Annotated in this window: 12 protein-coding genes; 9 read left to right on the top strand and 3 right to left on the bottom strand. The window is 74.7% G+C overall.

The features are described 5' to 3' along the window. Nucleotides 1-12: 12 nt before the first annotated feature. A complete protein-coding gene (locus ACQUSR_RS14390; protein WP_431042963.1) occupies nt 13-1,128 on the top strand; it encodes a hypothetical protein in 1,116 nt (371 codons plus the stop codon). 33 nt (nt 1,129-1,161) lie between these two features. Here the strand turns inward: ACQUSR_RS14390 and ACQUSR_RS14385 are convergent, their stop codons facing one another. Together ACQUSR_RS14385 and ACQUSR_RS14380 are read right to left on the bottom strand one after the other, a co-directional pair. After that, entirely contained in the window at nt 1,162-2,304 is a 1,143-nt protein-coding gene (locus ACQUSR_RS14385) for an NADH-quinone oxidoreductase subunit D (RefSeq protein ID WP_431042962.1), read from the bottom strand. 66 nt (nt 2,305-2,370) lie between these two features. Then, nucleotides 2,371-3,525: an SAM-dependent methyltransferase gene (locus tag ACQUSR_RS14380; RefSeq protein WP_431042961.1), complete on the bottom strand. Its 1,155-nt coding sequence runs from the start codon at nt 3,523-3,525 to the stop codon at nt 2,371-2,373. 110 nt (nt 3,526-3,635) lie between these two features. Between ACQUSR_RS14380 and ACQUSR_RS14375 the strand changes: the two genes are divergently transcribed. Beyond that, complete coding sequence (locus ACQUSR_RS14375) at nt 3,636-4,829, top strand: sensor histidine kinase (RefSeq protein ID WP_431042960.1); 1,194 nt, start codon at nt 3,636-3,638, stop codon at nt 4,827-4,829. Between the two features lie 59 nt (nt 4,830-4,888). Next, complete coding sequence (locus ACQUSR_RS14370; protein WP_431042959.1) at nt 4,889-5,581, top strand: response regulator; 693 nt, start codon at nt 4,889-4,891, stop codon at nt 5,579-5,581. A gap of 99 nt (nt 5,582-5,680) precedes the next feature. Here ACQUSR_RS14370 and ACQUSR_RS14365 read toward each other — a convergent pair whose 3' ends face one another. Continuing rightward, entirely contained in the window at nt 5,681-6,793 is a 1,113-nt protein-coding gene (locus ACQUSR_RS14365) for a DUF5937 family protein (RefSeq protein ID WP_431047582.1), read from the bottom strand. A 105-nt stretch (nt 6,794-6,898) separates the two neighbouring features. Between ACQUSR_RS14365 and ACQUSR_RS14360 the strand changes: the two genes are divergently transcribed. From ACQUSR_RS14360 to ACQUSR_RS14335, 6 genes are all read left to right on the top strand, one after another. Beyond that, complete coding sequence (locus ACQUSR_RS14360; protein ID WP_431042958.1) at nt 6,899-7,141, top strand: hypothetical protein; 243 nt, start codon at nt 6,899-6,901, stop codon at nt 7,139-7,141. A 200-nt stretch (nt 7,142-7,341) separates the two neighbouring features. Continuing rightward, the gene (locus ACQUSR_RS14355; RefSeq protein ID WP_431042957.1) at nt 7,342-8,280 is read left to right on the top strand and encodes a Rossmann-like and DUF2520 domain-containing protein; all 939 of its coding nucleotides are present in this window, start codon (nt 7,342-7,344) and stop codon (nt 8,278-8,280) included. Continuing rightward, the gene (gene panC, locus ACQUSR_RS14350) at nt 8,277-9,404 is read left to right on the top strand and encodes a pantoate--beta-alanine ligase (protein WP_431042956.1); all 1,128 of its coding nucleotides are present in this window, start codon (nt 8,277-8,279) and stop codon (nt 9,402-9,404) included. The genes ACQUSR_RS14355 and panC overlap by 4 nt, the downstream gene beginning before the upstream one ends. A 308-nt stretch (nt 9,405-9,712) precedes the next feature. Next, entirely contained in the window at nt 9,713-11,764 is a 2,052-nt protein-coding gene (locus ACQUSR_RS14345; RefSeq protein ID WP_431047580.1) for an L-aspartate oxidase, read from the top strand. After that, entirely contained in the window at nt 11,761-12,852 is a 1,092-nt protein-coding gene (nadC, locus tag ACQUSR_RS14340; RefSeq protein WP_431042955.1) for a carboxylating nicotinate-nucleotide diphosphorylase, read from the top strand. Before ACQUSR_RS14345 ends, nadC begins: the two co-directional genes overlap by 4 nt. Then, nucleotides 12,852-13,649, top strand: a complete 798-nt coding sequence (locus ACQUSR_RS14335; protein ID WP_431042954.1) for a type III pantothenate kinase — start codon at nt 12,852-12,854, stop codon at nt 13,647-13,649. Before nadC ends, ACQUSR_RS14335 begins: the two co-directional genes overlap by 1 nt. Nucleotides 13,650-13,743: the final 94 nt, after the last annotated feature.

Below are 13,743 nucleotides of genomic sequence, written 5' to 3'. Positions count from 1 at the left end.
AAGTTTCAGGCCATGCCACGTGGACGCCACCGCCAATCCCCACCGCTGCACAGGCTGCTTCCCCCGATCTCGGTCGGGGCCGTGGCCATAGCGTCCGCCGCCGGTGCCCTGGTCATCGGAGAAACGGCGGCGATCCGCGGCCTCGCCGTGGCCGCGAGCGCCGCCGCCGTCGTCGGCGCGTTCCTGATGCGCGGTTGGGACCGGGCCGCGGGTAGGCGCGTCGCCGAGCTGACGAAGGAGCGGACACGCGCGGAGTGGCGTTCCGAGGAACGTGTCGCAGAGCTGGAGACGGACGTCGAGGAGGCGCGCGAAGTGCGCGCCGAGCTCAACGCAAAGCTGCGCGCCAAGCGTGCCGAACTGGCACGACTCCGCAACGAGCACGCCGACCTGCTGCGCCGGTACGCCACGGCGGAGACGGAGCGCGCCCGCGCGCTGGAGAGCCGCCGCCAGCTGGTGCGCGACGCCGCACCGCGCGAACTCCCGGCGCCGAGGCGTGCGGCGGGCGAGTCCGGGGTGGGCGCGTCCGCGGCGTCCCCGGCGGGCGAGGTGTCCGCCGAGACCCCGGCGGCAGCCTCCCGGCCGCTCGACGCGGAGGCGTTCCGCAGGGCCGCGGCCGCGCTGCGCCGCCTGGCCGGCGAAGACGTGGACGTGACCGAAGACGTGGACGTGACCGCCGGCGACGCGATCGACGGCACGGCCGTGATGGACGACGAGGCCACGATCGACGGCGAGGACGTGACCGAGGGCGAGGACGTGACCGGCGGCGAGACCGCGACCGCGACCGAGGCCGCGACCGGCGGTGACGCGACCGGCGGCGACGCGCCCGTGCACACCCGCAACGTCGCGACCGCCGTCGTCCCCTACACGGCCGCCCGCCGGGCCATCGCCCGCGTGGAAGGCGGTTTCGACTTCTTCGGTACGCAGAAGTCGCCCCAGCCGCCGGCTCCGCGGCAGCCGGACGACGCGGCGGCGGCCGGGGCCGTCGAGGAGGACCTCGCGGACGTCGTCGGCGCCGAGGCGCTCGCGGAGCAGGCCAGGCAGGAGGAGGCGGGCGAGGTCATCGACCTGACCGCGCACGACGAGACCGAGCAGATCGACATGGGCGAGCTGCGCAGCGCGATCTCCTGACCGCGCGCCCCTCGCCCTCCCCGGCCTGTTCGCTTACTTGTCGATGTCGCCGACGACGAAGAAGAGCGAACCGAGGATCGCGACCATGTCGGCGACCAGCGTGCCCGGAAGCAGCTCGGTCAGTGCCTGCATGTTGTTGTACGAGGCCGAGCGCAGCTTGAGCCGGTACGGCGTCTTCTCGCCCTTGGAGACGAGGTAGTAGCCGTTGAGGCCCAGCGGGTTCTCGGTCCAGGCGTACGTGTGGCCCTCCGGGGCCTTGAGCACCTTGGGCAGCCGCTGGTTGATCGGACCCGGCGGCAGCTCCGCCAGCCGGTCCAGGCAGGCGTCCGCCAGGTCCAGCGAGTTGTGGGTCTGCTCCAGCAGGCACTCGAAGCGGGCCAGGCAGTCGCCGTCCTGGCGGACCACGACCTTGAGGGTGTCGGCCAGCTCCCCGTACGCCAGGTACGGCTCGTCCCGCCGCAGGTCGAAGTCGACGCCGGAGGCGCGCGCGATGGGGCCGCTGACCCCGTAGGCGTGCACCGCCTCGCGCGACAGCACGCCGACGCCCTTCGTGCGGCCCCGGAAGATCTCGTTGCCGAGGATCAGCCGGTCGTACACGTCCATCCGGGAGCGCACCTCGGCGACGGCGTGCCGGGCGCGGTCCAGCCAGCCTGCCGGGAGGTCCTCCTTGAGGCCGCCGACCCGGTTGAACATGTAGTGCATCCGGCCGCCGGAGACCTCCTCCATCACGTGCTGGAGCTCCTCCCGCTCCTGGAACGCGTGGAAGACGGGGGTGATGCCGCCCAGTTCGAGCGGGTACGAGCCCAGGAACATCATGTGGTTGAGCACCCGGTTCAGCTCGGCGAGCAGGGTGCGGGTCCACACGGCCCGCTCGGGCACCTCCATGCCGAGCATTCGCTCGACGGCCATGACGACGCCCAGTTCGTTGGAGAACGCCGACAGCCAGTCGTGGCGGTTGGCGAGCACGATGATCTGGCGGTAGTCGCGCGCCTCGAACAGCTTCTCCGCGCCACGGTGCATATAGCCGATGACCGGCTCGGCGTGCTGGATCCGCTCTCCGTCGAGGACGAGGCGGAGGCGCAGCACACCATGGGTGGAGGGGTGCTGCGGCCCGATGTTCAGCACCATGTCGGTGGTCTCCGCCGCGCCGCCGATGCCGACTGTCGTCTCCGTCATGGGACCAGTGTCTCAGGGGGGCGGCGGGGCCCGGCGGGCTCGGGGGTACCTCCCGTGCGTGAGGGGCTACGGGGGAGGGTCGCCGGAGAGCTCCCGGCTCAGGTCCCGGCAGCCGGCGCCCACCGGCTGGAGCAGCCAGCCGAACGCGCCGAGACCCGCGGGATCGGTCAGCTCCGCCGCCGCACCGGCCGCCGACAGGGCCCGTACGTAGCCGACGGGGTCACGCGAGGCCAGCGCGAGCGGGGGCCGCTGCCCGGTGACGCCGAGGGCGCGCAGCGCGTCCCGCTGGGTGAGCCGGTGCGGGGGGCCGCCGGACGGCCCTCCGGTCGCCTCCGCCGCGTCGTGGCCCGCCGCCGCGCAGGCGTCGAGGGCGACGTGGCTGGTGAGGTCGCAGCCGCCGTCCGGCACCGGCCGTACCTCACGCCCCTCCCGGAATCCGGTCAGGGTGCCGAAGGGGGGCCGGGTGGCGCGCGTGTGCGCGTAGTCCACCGCGACGGCCAGCCCGGACCGCAGGCACCGGACCGCCGCCGCCCAGGCCTCGTCGCGCGGCCGGCCGATCTCGGCGCGCGCGCCCGGCCCCGCGGCCTCGTCCAGCGGCCACCAGCGGGCGAGCCAGTCGGCGTCGGCGCCGTCGACCGGGGGGCCCGGCCGCTCGGTGCCGTCGGGCGCGACGAGGACGTATCGGGGCACGCCGTCGGGGCCCGTCTCGGCGACGTCCACCGGCACGTTGTCGAGCCACTCGTTGGCGAAGAGCAGGCCGTGTACGCCCTCGGGCGGCGAGGCGAGCCATTCCACGCGCGGGTCGAGACCGTCCGGCCGCGCCGCTCGCTCGACGGCGTGGAGCCGCAGCCGGGCGAGGAGCCCGGCGGGGGAGCCGGCGGTGGGGGCCGCGTCCGGGGCGGTGCCAGGAGCCGTCGTGGCAGGAGCCGCCGTGTCGGGAGCCGCCCCCCGGTCCAGTGCCGCGAGGACGCCCGTCAACAGTTCGCCACGTCCGGCCCCCACGTCCACCAGTGCCAGTTCCGCGGGGTGGCCCAGGGCCGAGTCCACCCGGCGCAGGAGCTCGGCGACCGCCTCCGCGTAGCGCGGGGAGGCGTGCACGGACGTGCGGAAATGGCCCGCCGGGCCCTCAGGGCGCCGGAAGAAGCCCGCCGGGCCGTACAGCGCGCGTTCGGCCGCCGCGCGCCAGCCGAGCCACCCAGGGTCGGAGCATGCGTTCACCACAGTCCAACGCTATGCGGAACCGTATCCACCTTGGGGAGTAGGGCGGGGCCTCGGGGAATCGACCGTCTGGCTGACCCGTGCACCTATCAGCCGTGCCTACGCTGGGTTACGTGCAACGTCTCTATGACTTCCTCCGCAGGCACCCGACCGGGGTGGACAGCTTCTGGGCTCTCCTCCTGGTCGGGATGGGCCTGCTGTGGAACATGGAGGACACCGCGAGCCGGGACCCGCAGCTCGCGGCGGTGCCGATCATCCTCGGCCTCGGGCTCGTCGTGGCGCTGCGGCGCCGCGCGCCGGAGAAGATGATTCTGCTCGCGACCGTCTGCGGGCTGGCCCAGCTCGCCGTGGACGTCCGGACGAACCCCGCCGACTTCGCGCTGCTGGTGATCCTCTACACCAACGCCGCCGACGGCGCCCGCTGGGCCTCGCGCTACGGGCTCGCCGCCGGTCTCGTCGCGCCGACCCTCAGCAACGCGCGCTGGGAGCGGCAGGACACCGCCTGGCAGTGGTTCGTCGTCACCGCCTTCCTCACGATCCCGTTCGTGCTGGCCTGGGTGCTGGGCGACTCCATACGCACCCGCCGGGCCTACTACGCGCAGCTGGAGGAACGGGCCACCCGGCTGGAGAAGGAGCGCGAGGAGCGGTCGAAGATGGCGGTGGCCGCCGAGCGCGCGCGGATCGCCCGCGAGCTGCACGACGTCGTCGCGCACAACGTGTCCGTGATGGTGGTGCAGGCCGACGGCGCCGCGTACGTCATGGACGCCGCCCCCGAACAGGCCAGGCAGGCGCTGGAGACGATCTCCGGCACCGGCCGCCAGGCGCTGGCCGAGATGCGGCGGCTGCTGGGCGTGCTGCGCACGGGCGAGCCCTCCGACAGCACCGACTATGTGCCGCAGCCCGACGTCGAGCAGATAGACGACCTCATAGAGCAGGTGCGCGGCGCGGGCCTGGAGGTCGACTTCCGGGTCGAGGGCAGTCCGCGCCCGCTGCCCAGCGGCGTCGAGCTGACCGCGTACCGCATCGTGCAGGAGGCGCTGACCAACACCCGCAAGCACGGCGGCCCCGACGTCTTCGCGAGCGTCCGGCTGACGTATTTCGACGACGGGCTCGGCCTGCTGGTGGAGGACGACGGGCGGGGCGCGCAGCGTGAGATGTACGAGGATGGCGGGGCGGACGGCAAGGGCCACGGCCTCATCGGCATGCGGGAGCGGGTCGGCATGGTGGGCGGCACGCTGGACGCGGGACCGCGTCCTGGCGGAGGCTTCCGGATCAGCGCGCTGCTGCCGCTCAAGCCGGCCGGCTGAGCGACACAGAGCGGCCTGACCGGATGAGCTTGATCGAAGAAGAGGAAAAGGACCCTACGATGGCGATCCGCGTGATGCTCGTCGACGACCAGGTGCTGCTGCGCACCGGGTTCCGGATGGTGCTGGCGGCCCAGCCCGACATGGAGGTCGTCGCCGAGGCGGGGGACGGCGCGGAGGCGCTGGAGGTGCTGCGCGGCACGGACGTGGACGTCGTCCTGATGGACGTCCGGATGCCCCGGCTCGACGGCGTGGAGGCCACCCGCCGCATCTGCGAGCGCGAGGGTGCGCCGAAGGTGCTGATCCTGACCACCTTCGACCTCGACGAATACGCGTTCTCCGCGCTCAAGGCCGGGGCCGGGGGCTTCATGCTCAAGGACGTACCGCCGGGCGAACTGCTCGCCGCGATCCGCGCCGTGCACAGCGGTGACGCGGTCGTGGCGCCCAGCACGACACGTCGGCTGCTGGACCGTTTCGCGCCGATTCTGCCCAGCGGCGGCGGCAGCGTGGGCGGCGCGGCCGGCGGGACCCCGGCGGAGCTGGACCGGCTGACGGGGCGGGAGCGCGAGGTGATGCTGCTGGTCGCGCAGGGACTGTCGAACGGCGAGATCGCGGCGCGGCTGGTGCTCTCCGAGGCCACGGTGAAGACGCACGTTGGACGCATCCTGACGAAGCTGGAGCTGCGCGACCGGGTGCAGGTGGTCGTGCTGGCGTACGAGACGGGGCTGGTACGGGCGGGGGCAGGGGGCGCGTAGGCGGCCGGCGGGCGGGCCATCGGTCGGCCGACGGACCCGGCCGGCGGGCAGGCCAGCGTCGGCGGGTCGGCGGGCGGGTCAGCGGTCGGCGGGAGCGCGTCAGCGCAGCACGCCCTCCAGGAAGTCGCTGCCCAGCCGGGCCACCACCGTCAGGTTCAGCTGGTGCATGACGTACCGGCCCCGCCGCCGGGTCGTGATCAGCCCCGCCTTCTTCATCACGGCGATGTGCCGCGACACCTCGGGCGCGCTGATGCCGTGCGCCGAGGCCAGCTCGCCCGTGGTGAAGGGGGCCCGTGCCAGGTTGCGGCAGATGCGCATGCGCATCGGGTGGGCCAGCGCCTCCATCCGCCGCACCAGCAACTCCACCGAGGCGGGGCCCGGCAGCTCCGGCGCGGCGAGCGGGTAGTGGACCACCGGGCGCCAGCCGGGTGCGTGCAGCACCATCAGATGCGGCCAGCCGAACGACGACGGCACGAAGGTGAGGCCCGGCCCCACCTCCGGGTCCATCGCCGTCCCGCGGCTGCTGTTCAGCTTGTCGATGTGGATGCGGGTGCCCGTCTCGTCCAGCGACATCGCGGGCGAGACCTCGGCCAGCGCCTCGCGCAGCCCCTTGCGGCGCAGCACCTCCGACTTGTGCCGGGCGTCGGCGGCCAGCTCCACCCGTACCCGCTGCCAGACATCCGCGAAGAACGCCTGCTCGCAGTCCTCGAACAGGCGCCGGATCCAGGCCCGCACGCCCGGCGGGTCCGCTAGCAGCCGCCGGGCGAACTGCAACTGCCGCGGCCCGCGCGCGGCGGCCCGCTCCAGCGCCTCCTCGCGCGCGGTGGCGTCCACGAGCGGCGACGGGCCGCCCATGCAGTAGCGGCTGGCGCAGGAGATCTCCAGAGCGGCGTTGACGTACACCTCGTCGTCCAGCCGGTCCAGCGTGTCCAGGTCCTCGGCGAGCGTCTCGCCGGGCCGTCCTTCGCCGTACGGGAACGCCGCGAACGGCGTCGAGATGTCGGAGAACGTCGGCCCCCACAGGAAGTCCGCCTCGTGCAGCCGGTCGGCGAGGTCCTGCTTGAGCGCGGCGGCGGTCGCCGTGGTCCAGCCGTGCAGCCCCGGATGGTGCCCCGGCTCGGCCAGCGCGTGCAGCGCGGTGCTGAGCTCGGCGAGCGGCGAGGGGCTGAAGACGATGCGCTCGGGCGGCAGCCCGGCGATGTCGAGGACGATGGCCATGGCCTTATGGTGCCCGCCGCCCGGGCGGCGGCTCGCGCCGATTGACGCGGACCGTCAATCGACGTGCCGTGGCGCGGGGGCCGGTCGCACGGTGGGGGCATGTCGATCTCTCAGCAGCACATGCTCGATGCCTATCGCGCCGCCCTCCACGGCGAGCGGATCCCGCCCGCCCCGGGCACCGCGGCCACCTCCCTGCGAGACGCCCTGGCATGGCGCACGCCGGACGGCCGGGCGGCTGTCCGCCGGGGTCGCCGGGGTCGCGGGGCCGCGCTGCTGCGGGCCTGGCGGGCCGCGTTCATCCGGGCCCCGCGCCCGGGTACGGACCACGGCGCCTGCCGCTGAGCCCACCCGGGCCTTCCCCTCGCCCCCTACCGCCGCATCCGATATCCGGCCGCCACCGCGTGGCCTGGAGCCCCGTCCCCCGCGCCACCGGCCGCCATGGCGGCCCGGCGCCCGCCGTCCCGTTCCGGGAGGCGATCCGCGTAGCATGGCGAGGAATCGTCCGGTACCCCTCGCGGACTGGAACGGAAGGCCCACGCCGCGTGAACGCACACCACCACCCCGAGCCCCAGGACCGCCCGGCCCGGCTCACTGTCGGCGTCGTCGGCGCCGGACGGGTCGGCCCCGCGCTCGCCGCGTCGCTGCGGCTCGCCGGGCACCGCCCCGTCGCCGTCTCCGGCGTCTCCGACGCCTCCGTGCGCCGGGCCGCCGCGCTGCTCCCCGACGTACCGCTGGTCCCGCCCGCCGAGGTCCTGGCCCGCGCCGAGCTCGTCCTGCTCACCGTCCCCGACGACGTGCTGCCGGGGCTGGTCACCGGCCTCGCCGAGACCGGTGCCGTACGGCCGGGTCAGCTGATCGTGCACACCTCCGGGCGGTACGGCACCGCCGTGCTCGACCCCGCCCGCCGCGCCGGTGCGCTGCCGCTCGCGCTGCACCCCGCGATGACCTTCACCGGCACCGCCGTCGACGTACAGCGGCTCGCGGGCTGCTCCTTCGGCGTCACCGCGCCCGACGAGCTGCGGCTGGCCGCCGAGGCCCTGGTGATCGAGATGGGCGGGGAGCCGGAGTGGATCGAGGAGGCGGCTCGCCCGCTCTACCACGCGGCCCTGGCCATCGGCGCCAACCACCTGGTCACCCTGGTCGCCCAGTCGATGGAGCTGCTGAGCGCCGCCGGCGTCGCCGCCCCCGACCGGATGCTCGGCCCGCTGCTGGGGGCCGCCCTGGACAACGCCCTGCGCAGCGGGGACGCCGCGCTGACCGGACCGGTCGCGCGCGGTGACGCGGGCACCGTCGCCGCGCACGTCGCCGAGCTGCGCGAACACGCGCCGCAGACCGTCGCCGGCTACCTCGCCATGGCCCGTACGACCGCGGACCGGGCGCTCGCGCACGGGCTGCTCAGGCCGGAACTGGCCGAGGAACTGCTGGGAGTCCTCTCGGACGCGGGAGGCACAGGAGACTCAGGAGTGGGAGGGGCCGCATGAGCCCGAAGCTGTGGAAGGCGGCCCGGCCGGGTGAGCCCGACGTCGAGCTGTACGCGCGCCGCGCGGACCTGGACCGGGCGCTCACGCAGTTCGCCGCGCCCGGGCGGACCGCCGTCGTCATGACGATGGGCGCGCTGCACGAGGGGCACGCCTCGCTGATCCGGGCGGCCCGGGAGCGCGTCGGCGCCAAGGGGCTGGTCACCGTCACGGTCTTCGTCAACCCGCTCCAGTTCGGCGCGGGCGAGGACCTCGACCGCTACCCGCGCACGCTGGACGCCGACCTGGCCGTCGCCGCCGAGGCGGGCGCCGACATCGTCTTCGCGCCGTCGGCCGACGAGGTGTACCCCGGCGGGGGAGAGCCGCGGGTGCGGGTGTCCGCCGGGCCGATGGGCGAGCGGTACGAGGGCGCCTCCCGCCCCGGCCACTTCGACGGCATGCTGACCGTCGTCGCCAAGCTGCTCCACCTCACCCGCCCCGACCTGGCGTTCTTCGGTGAGAAGGACGCGCAGCAGCTGGCGCTGATCCGCCGTATGGCGCGGGACCTCGACTTCCCGGTCGAGATCGTGGGCGTACCCACGGTCCGCGAGGGCGACGGATTGGCCCTGTCCAGCCGCAACCGCTACCTGTCGGGCCCGGAGCGGGCCACCGCGCTCAGCCTGTCCCGGGCGCTGTTCGCCGGCCGGGAAGCGGGTCGGCTCGCCGCCCGGGGCGCCGGCGCGGCCGCGGGTTCGGACGCGGACGTCGCGCCGGGCGACGCGGTACCCGTCTCGTCCCCCGACGCGGTACGGGCCGCGGCCCACGCCGTACTGGCCGAGGCGGCGCACGCCGAACCCCCGCTCGCCCTGGACTACCTGGGGCTGATCGACCCCGCGGACTTCACCGAGGTACCCGGCACCTACGCGGGCGAAGCGGTGCTCGCGGTCGCCGCCAAGGTGGGCGCCACCCGCCTGATCGACAACATCCGCCTGGACTTCCGCGGCGCCGGTGCGGAGATGAGCCGGCAGGCCGGTGCGCAGACGGGGCGGGAACCGGCCCCGGACCAGGCGGAAGCCCTGCCGGAGGCGAGCCTGGCCGGGGCGGAAACCCTGCCGGCGACGGCGACCGAGGCCGGGAGCGCGCGATGACGACGACTCCGCGCCCGGGCACCATCTCCGGCCCCGAGCTCGGCACCATCCCCGGCGCCGAGTCCGGCATCATCCCCGGCGCCGAGCCCGGCGCCACCCCCGGCACCGTCACCGACGGGGCGATACGCCACGACGCCCCCCGGACGGTCGCGAGTCTGTCCCGTCCCCAGGACGGTTCGGCGGCGGCCGTGCCCGCCCAGGACGGTCCGGCGGCTGAATCCGCTCACGGCGGTCGCGCTGCCCGGGCCGCGGTCCCGGGCGCTCCGGCCGCGTCCGCCGCGTCCGCTCCCGTCCCGGACGGGCCCGCGCTGCACGCCCCCGCCCCCGGCTGGAGCGTGCCCGCCGATGTCGTGGTCGTCGGCTCCGGCGTCGCGGGCCTGACGGTCGCGCTGCGGTGCGCCGCCGCGGGAGCGAAGGTCACCGTCGTCACCAAGGCCCTTCTGGACGACGGTTCCACCCGCTGGGCGCAGGGCGGGATAGCGGCCGCCCTCGGCGAGGGAGACACCCCCGGCCAGCACCTGGAGGACACCCTCGTCGCGGGCGCGGGGCTCTGCGCCGAGGACGCCGTACGCCTGCTGGTCACCGAGGGGCCCGACGCGGTGCGGCGGCTGATCGCCACCGGCGCCCGGTTCGACACCGACGAGGACAGCGGCGAGATCCTGCTGACCCGCGAAGGCGGCCACCACCGCAGCCGGATCGCGCACGCGGGCGGCGACGCGACCGGCGCGGAGATCTCCCGCGCGCTGGTCGAGGCGGTTCGCGCGGCCGGTATCGAGACCATCGAGCACGCCCTGGTCCTCGACCTGCTCAAGGACGCCGACGGGCACGCCGCCGGAGTCACCCTGCACGTCATGGGCGAGGGCGCCCACGACGGGGTGGGCGCGGTCCGCGCCCCGGCGGTCGTCCTGGCCACCGGCGGCATGGGCCAGGTCTTCTCCGCCACCACCAACCCCGCCGTCTCCACCGGCGACGGCGTCGCGCTGGCGCTGCGGGCCGGGGCGGAGGTCAGCGACCTGGAGTTCGTGCAGTTCCACCCGACCGTGCTGTGGCTGGGCCCGGAGGCCGAGGGCCAGCAGCCGCTGGTCTCCGAGGCGGTCCGGGGCGAGGGCGCGTACCTCGTCGACGCCGACGGCGTGCGCTTCATGCAGGGACAGCACGAACTGGCCGAGCTGGCGCCGCGCGACATCGTGGCCAAGGGAATCTTGCGGCGCATGCTGGAGCAGGGCGCCGAGCACATGTATCTGGACGCCCGGCACTTCGGCGCGCGGATGTGGGAGCAGCGCTTCCCGACGATCCTCGCCGCCTGCCGGGCGAACGGCATCGACCCGGTGACCGAGCCCATCCCCGTCGCACCCGCCGCGCACTACGCCAGCGGTGGCGTACGGACCGACCTGGACGGGCGTACGACGGTGCCGGGGCTGTACGCGTGCGGGGAGGTCGCCTGCACGGGCGTCCACGGCGCGAACCGGCTGGCCTCCAACTCCCTGCTGGAGGGGCTGGTCTTCGCCGAGCGCATCGCCGACGACATCACGGCCGCCGTCCCCGGTGGCGCCGGCAGCCTGGTCGCCGCGCGGGAGTCCGGCGGCCCCCTGGCCGCTGCGGCCGCGTCCGTGGCGCAGGCTGTGCCGGACGCGGACGCGGACGCGGACGCGACGGGCGGTCGCGCGGCGCGCGGCACGCAGGACCCGAACGCGTCCCGCCACCTGGCGGCCGCGCCCGTGGCGCAGCCCGCGCCGGGCATCGCCGCCTCGCCCGGCGCGGACATCGTCGACGGCGCGGAGGGCGTCACTCGCGCTGCTGCGGACGGCGCGGACGGCGGGGCCCGCGTCGATGCGCACGGCACCGACGGTGCGACCCGCGCCGACGCGGCCGCCGCCCCGCGCCCCGTGGGCGGCTCCGGGCGGCCTGCCCGTGATCAGTGCGGGCGGGTGGGGAACACGCCCCTCCTCGCCCCCGAGGCCCGCTACACCATCCAGCGGATCATGACCGCCGGCGCCGGCGTCCTCCGTTCCGCCGAATCGCTCGCGCACGCCGCGGCCGCGCTGGAATCCGTCCACCACGAAGCCGCGGAGCAGCTGCGCCGCGACGGCAAGACGGCCGAGCCCGGCGTCGACACCTGGGAGGCCACCAACCTCCTCCTCGTCGCCCGCGTGCTCGTCGCCGCCGCTCTTCGCCGCGAGGAGACCCGCGGCTGCCACTGGCGCGAGGACCGCCCCGACCGCGACGATGCGGCGTGGGCCCGCCACCTTCTGGTCACCCTCCGCCCGGACTGCACGCTCGACGTCCGTACGACCGAGTCCCCGGGCTTCCCCGGAACGACCGCCGCCGCCCTTCGACCCGAGACGGAGCCGCACCCGTGAGCACGACCCCCGACCGCGCGCAGCCCGACAACGCACAGCCAGTGGACCTGCCGCTGCCGCAGATCGGCGTCCCCGGCGGCAGTCCCGGCGACACTCCCGGCGGGGCCACCGGCTGCGGTGACTCCTGCGGCTGCGCCGGCGTCGGCGACGACGACAACGGCGCGTTCGGTCTCGACCCGATGGAGTGCGGACTCGACCCCGACCTGGCGCAGCTGCTCGCCGACTCCGGTCTGGACCCCGTACAGGTCGAGGACATCGCGCACATGGCCATCGAGGAGGACCTCGACCAGGGCGTGGACGTGACGACCGTCGCCACCATCCCCGAAGACGCCCGCGCCACCGGCGACTTCACCGCCCGCGAGGCGGGCACGGTCGCCGGGCTGAGGATCGCCGAGGCGATCCTCTCCGTCGTCTGCACCGACGAGTTCGAGGTCGAGCGGCATGTGGTGGACGGCGACCGCGTCGAGGCCGGCCAGAAGCTGCTGTCCGTAAGCGCCCGTACCCGCGATCTGCTCACTGGCGAGCGCAGCGCGCTGAACCTGATGTGCCGGCTGTCCGGCATCGCGACCGCGACCCGCGCCTGGGCGGACGCCCTGGAGGGCACCAAGGCCAAGGTCCGCGACACCAGGAAGACCACACCGGGGCTGCGGGCGCTGGAGAAGTACGCGGTGCGCTGCGGCGGCGGCGTCAACCACCGGATGTCGCTGTCGGACGCCGCGCTCGTCAAGGACAACCACGTGGTCGCGGCGGGCGGCGTGGCGGCGGCGTTCACGGCGGTGCGCGCCCAGTTCCCCGACCTGGCGATCGAGGTCGAGGTGGACACCATCGAGCAGATCCCGCCGGTGCTCGCCGAGGGCGCGGACCTGATCCTGCTGGACAACTTCACCCCCGAGCAGACCCGGGCGGCCGTCGAACTCGTCGCGGGCCGCGCCATTCTGGAGTCCTCCGGCCGCCTCACGCTCGACAACGCCCGTACGTACGCGGACACCGGCGTGGACTTCCTCGCGGTCGGCGCGCTCACCCACTCCTCGCCGATCCTGGACATCGGACTGGACCTGCGCGACGACGCCACCGAGGAGCAGGGCTGATGCTGCTCACCATCGACGTCGGCAACACCCACACCACGCTCGGCCTGTTCGACGGTGACGAGATCGTCGAGCACTGGCGGATCTCCACCGACGCCCGCCGCACCGCCGACGAACTGGCCGTGCTGCTCCAGGGCCTGATGGGCACGCACCCGCTGCTCGGCGAGGAGCTGGGCGACGGCATCGAGGGCATCGCCATCTGCTCCACGGTGCCGTCCGTGCTCCACGAACTGCGCGAAGTGACCCGCCGCTACTACGGCGATGTGCCGTCCGTGCTGGTCGAGCCGGGGGTGAAGACCGGCGTTCCGATCCTGATGGACAACCCCAAGGAGGTCGGCGCCGACCGGATCATCAACGCGCTCGCCGCCATCGAGCTCTACGACGGCCCGTGCGTGGTGGTCGACTTCGGTACGGCGACGACCTTCGACGCGGTGAGCGCGCGCGGCGAGTACGTCGGCGGGGTCATCGCGCCCGGCATCGAGACCTCCGTGGAGGCGCTGGGGGTGCGGGCCGCACAGCTCCGCAAGATCGAGATCGCCCGGCCGCGCAGCGTGATCGGCAAGAACACCGTGGAGGCCATGCAGTCCGGCATCCTGTACGGCTTCGCGGGCCAGGTCGACGGCGTCGTCCGGCGGATGGCGCGCGAGCTGGCCGACGATCCGGACGACGTGACCGTGATCGCGACCGGCGGTCTGGCGCCCATGGTGCTCGGCGAGTCGTCGGTGATCGACGAGCACGAACCGTGGCTCACGCTGATCGGCCTGCGGCTGGTCTACGAGCGCAACGTCTCCCGTACGTAGGTCTCCCGCACTTGGGGCGCGGCCCCTGCCGCCACCGCGCGTTCACCACAGGGCAACCATCCGGCCTGGTCGGCTGTCTTGGGGGTGACGAAAT

It is taken from the genome of Streptomyces sp. P1-3 (assembly GCF_050613155.1).
Taxonomy (GTDB): domain Bacteria; phylum Actinomycetota; class Actinomycetes; order Streptomycetales; family Streptomycetaceae; genus Streptomyces.
This window is presented reverse-complemented; position numbering and strand designations above follow the sequence as displayed.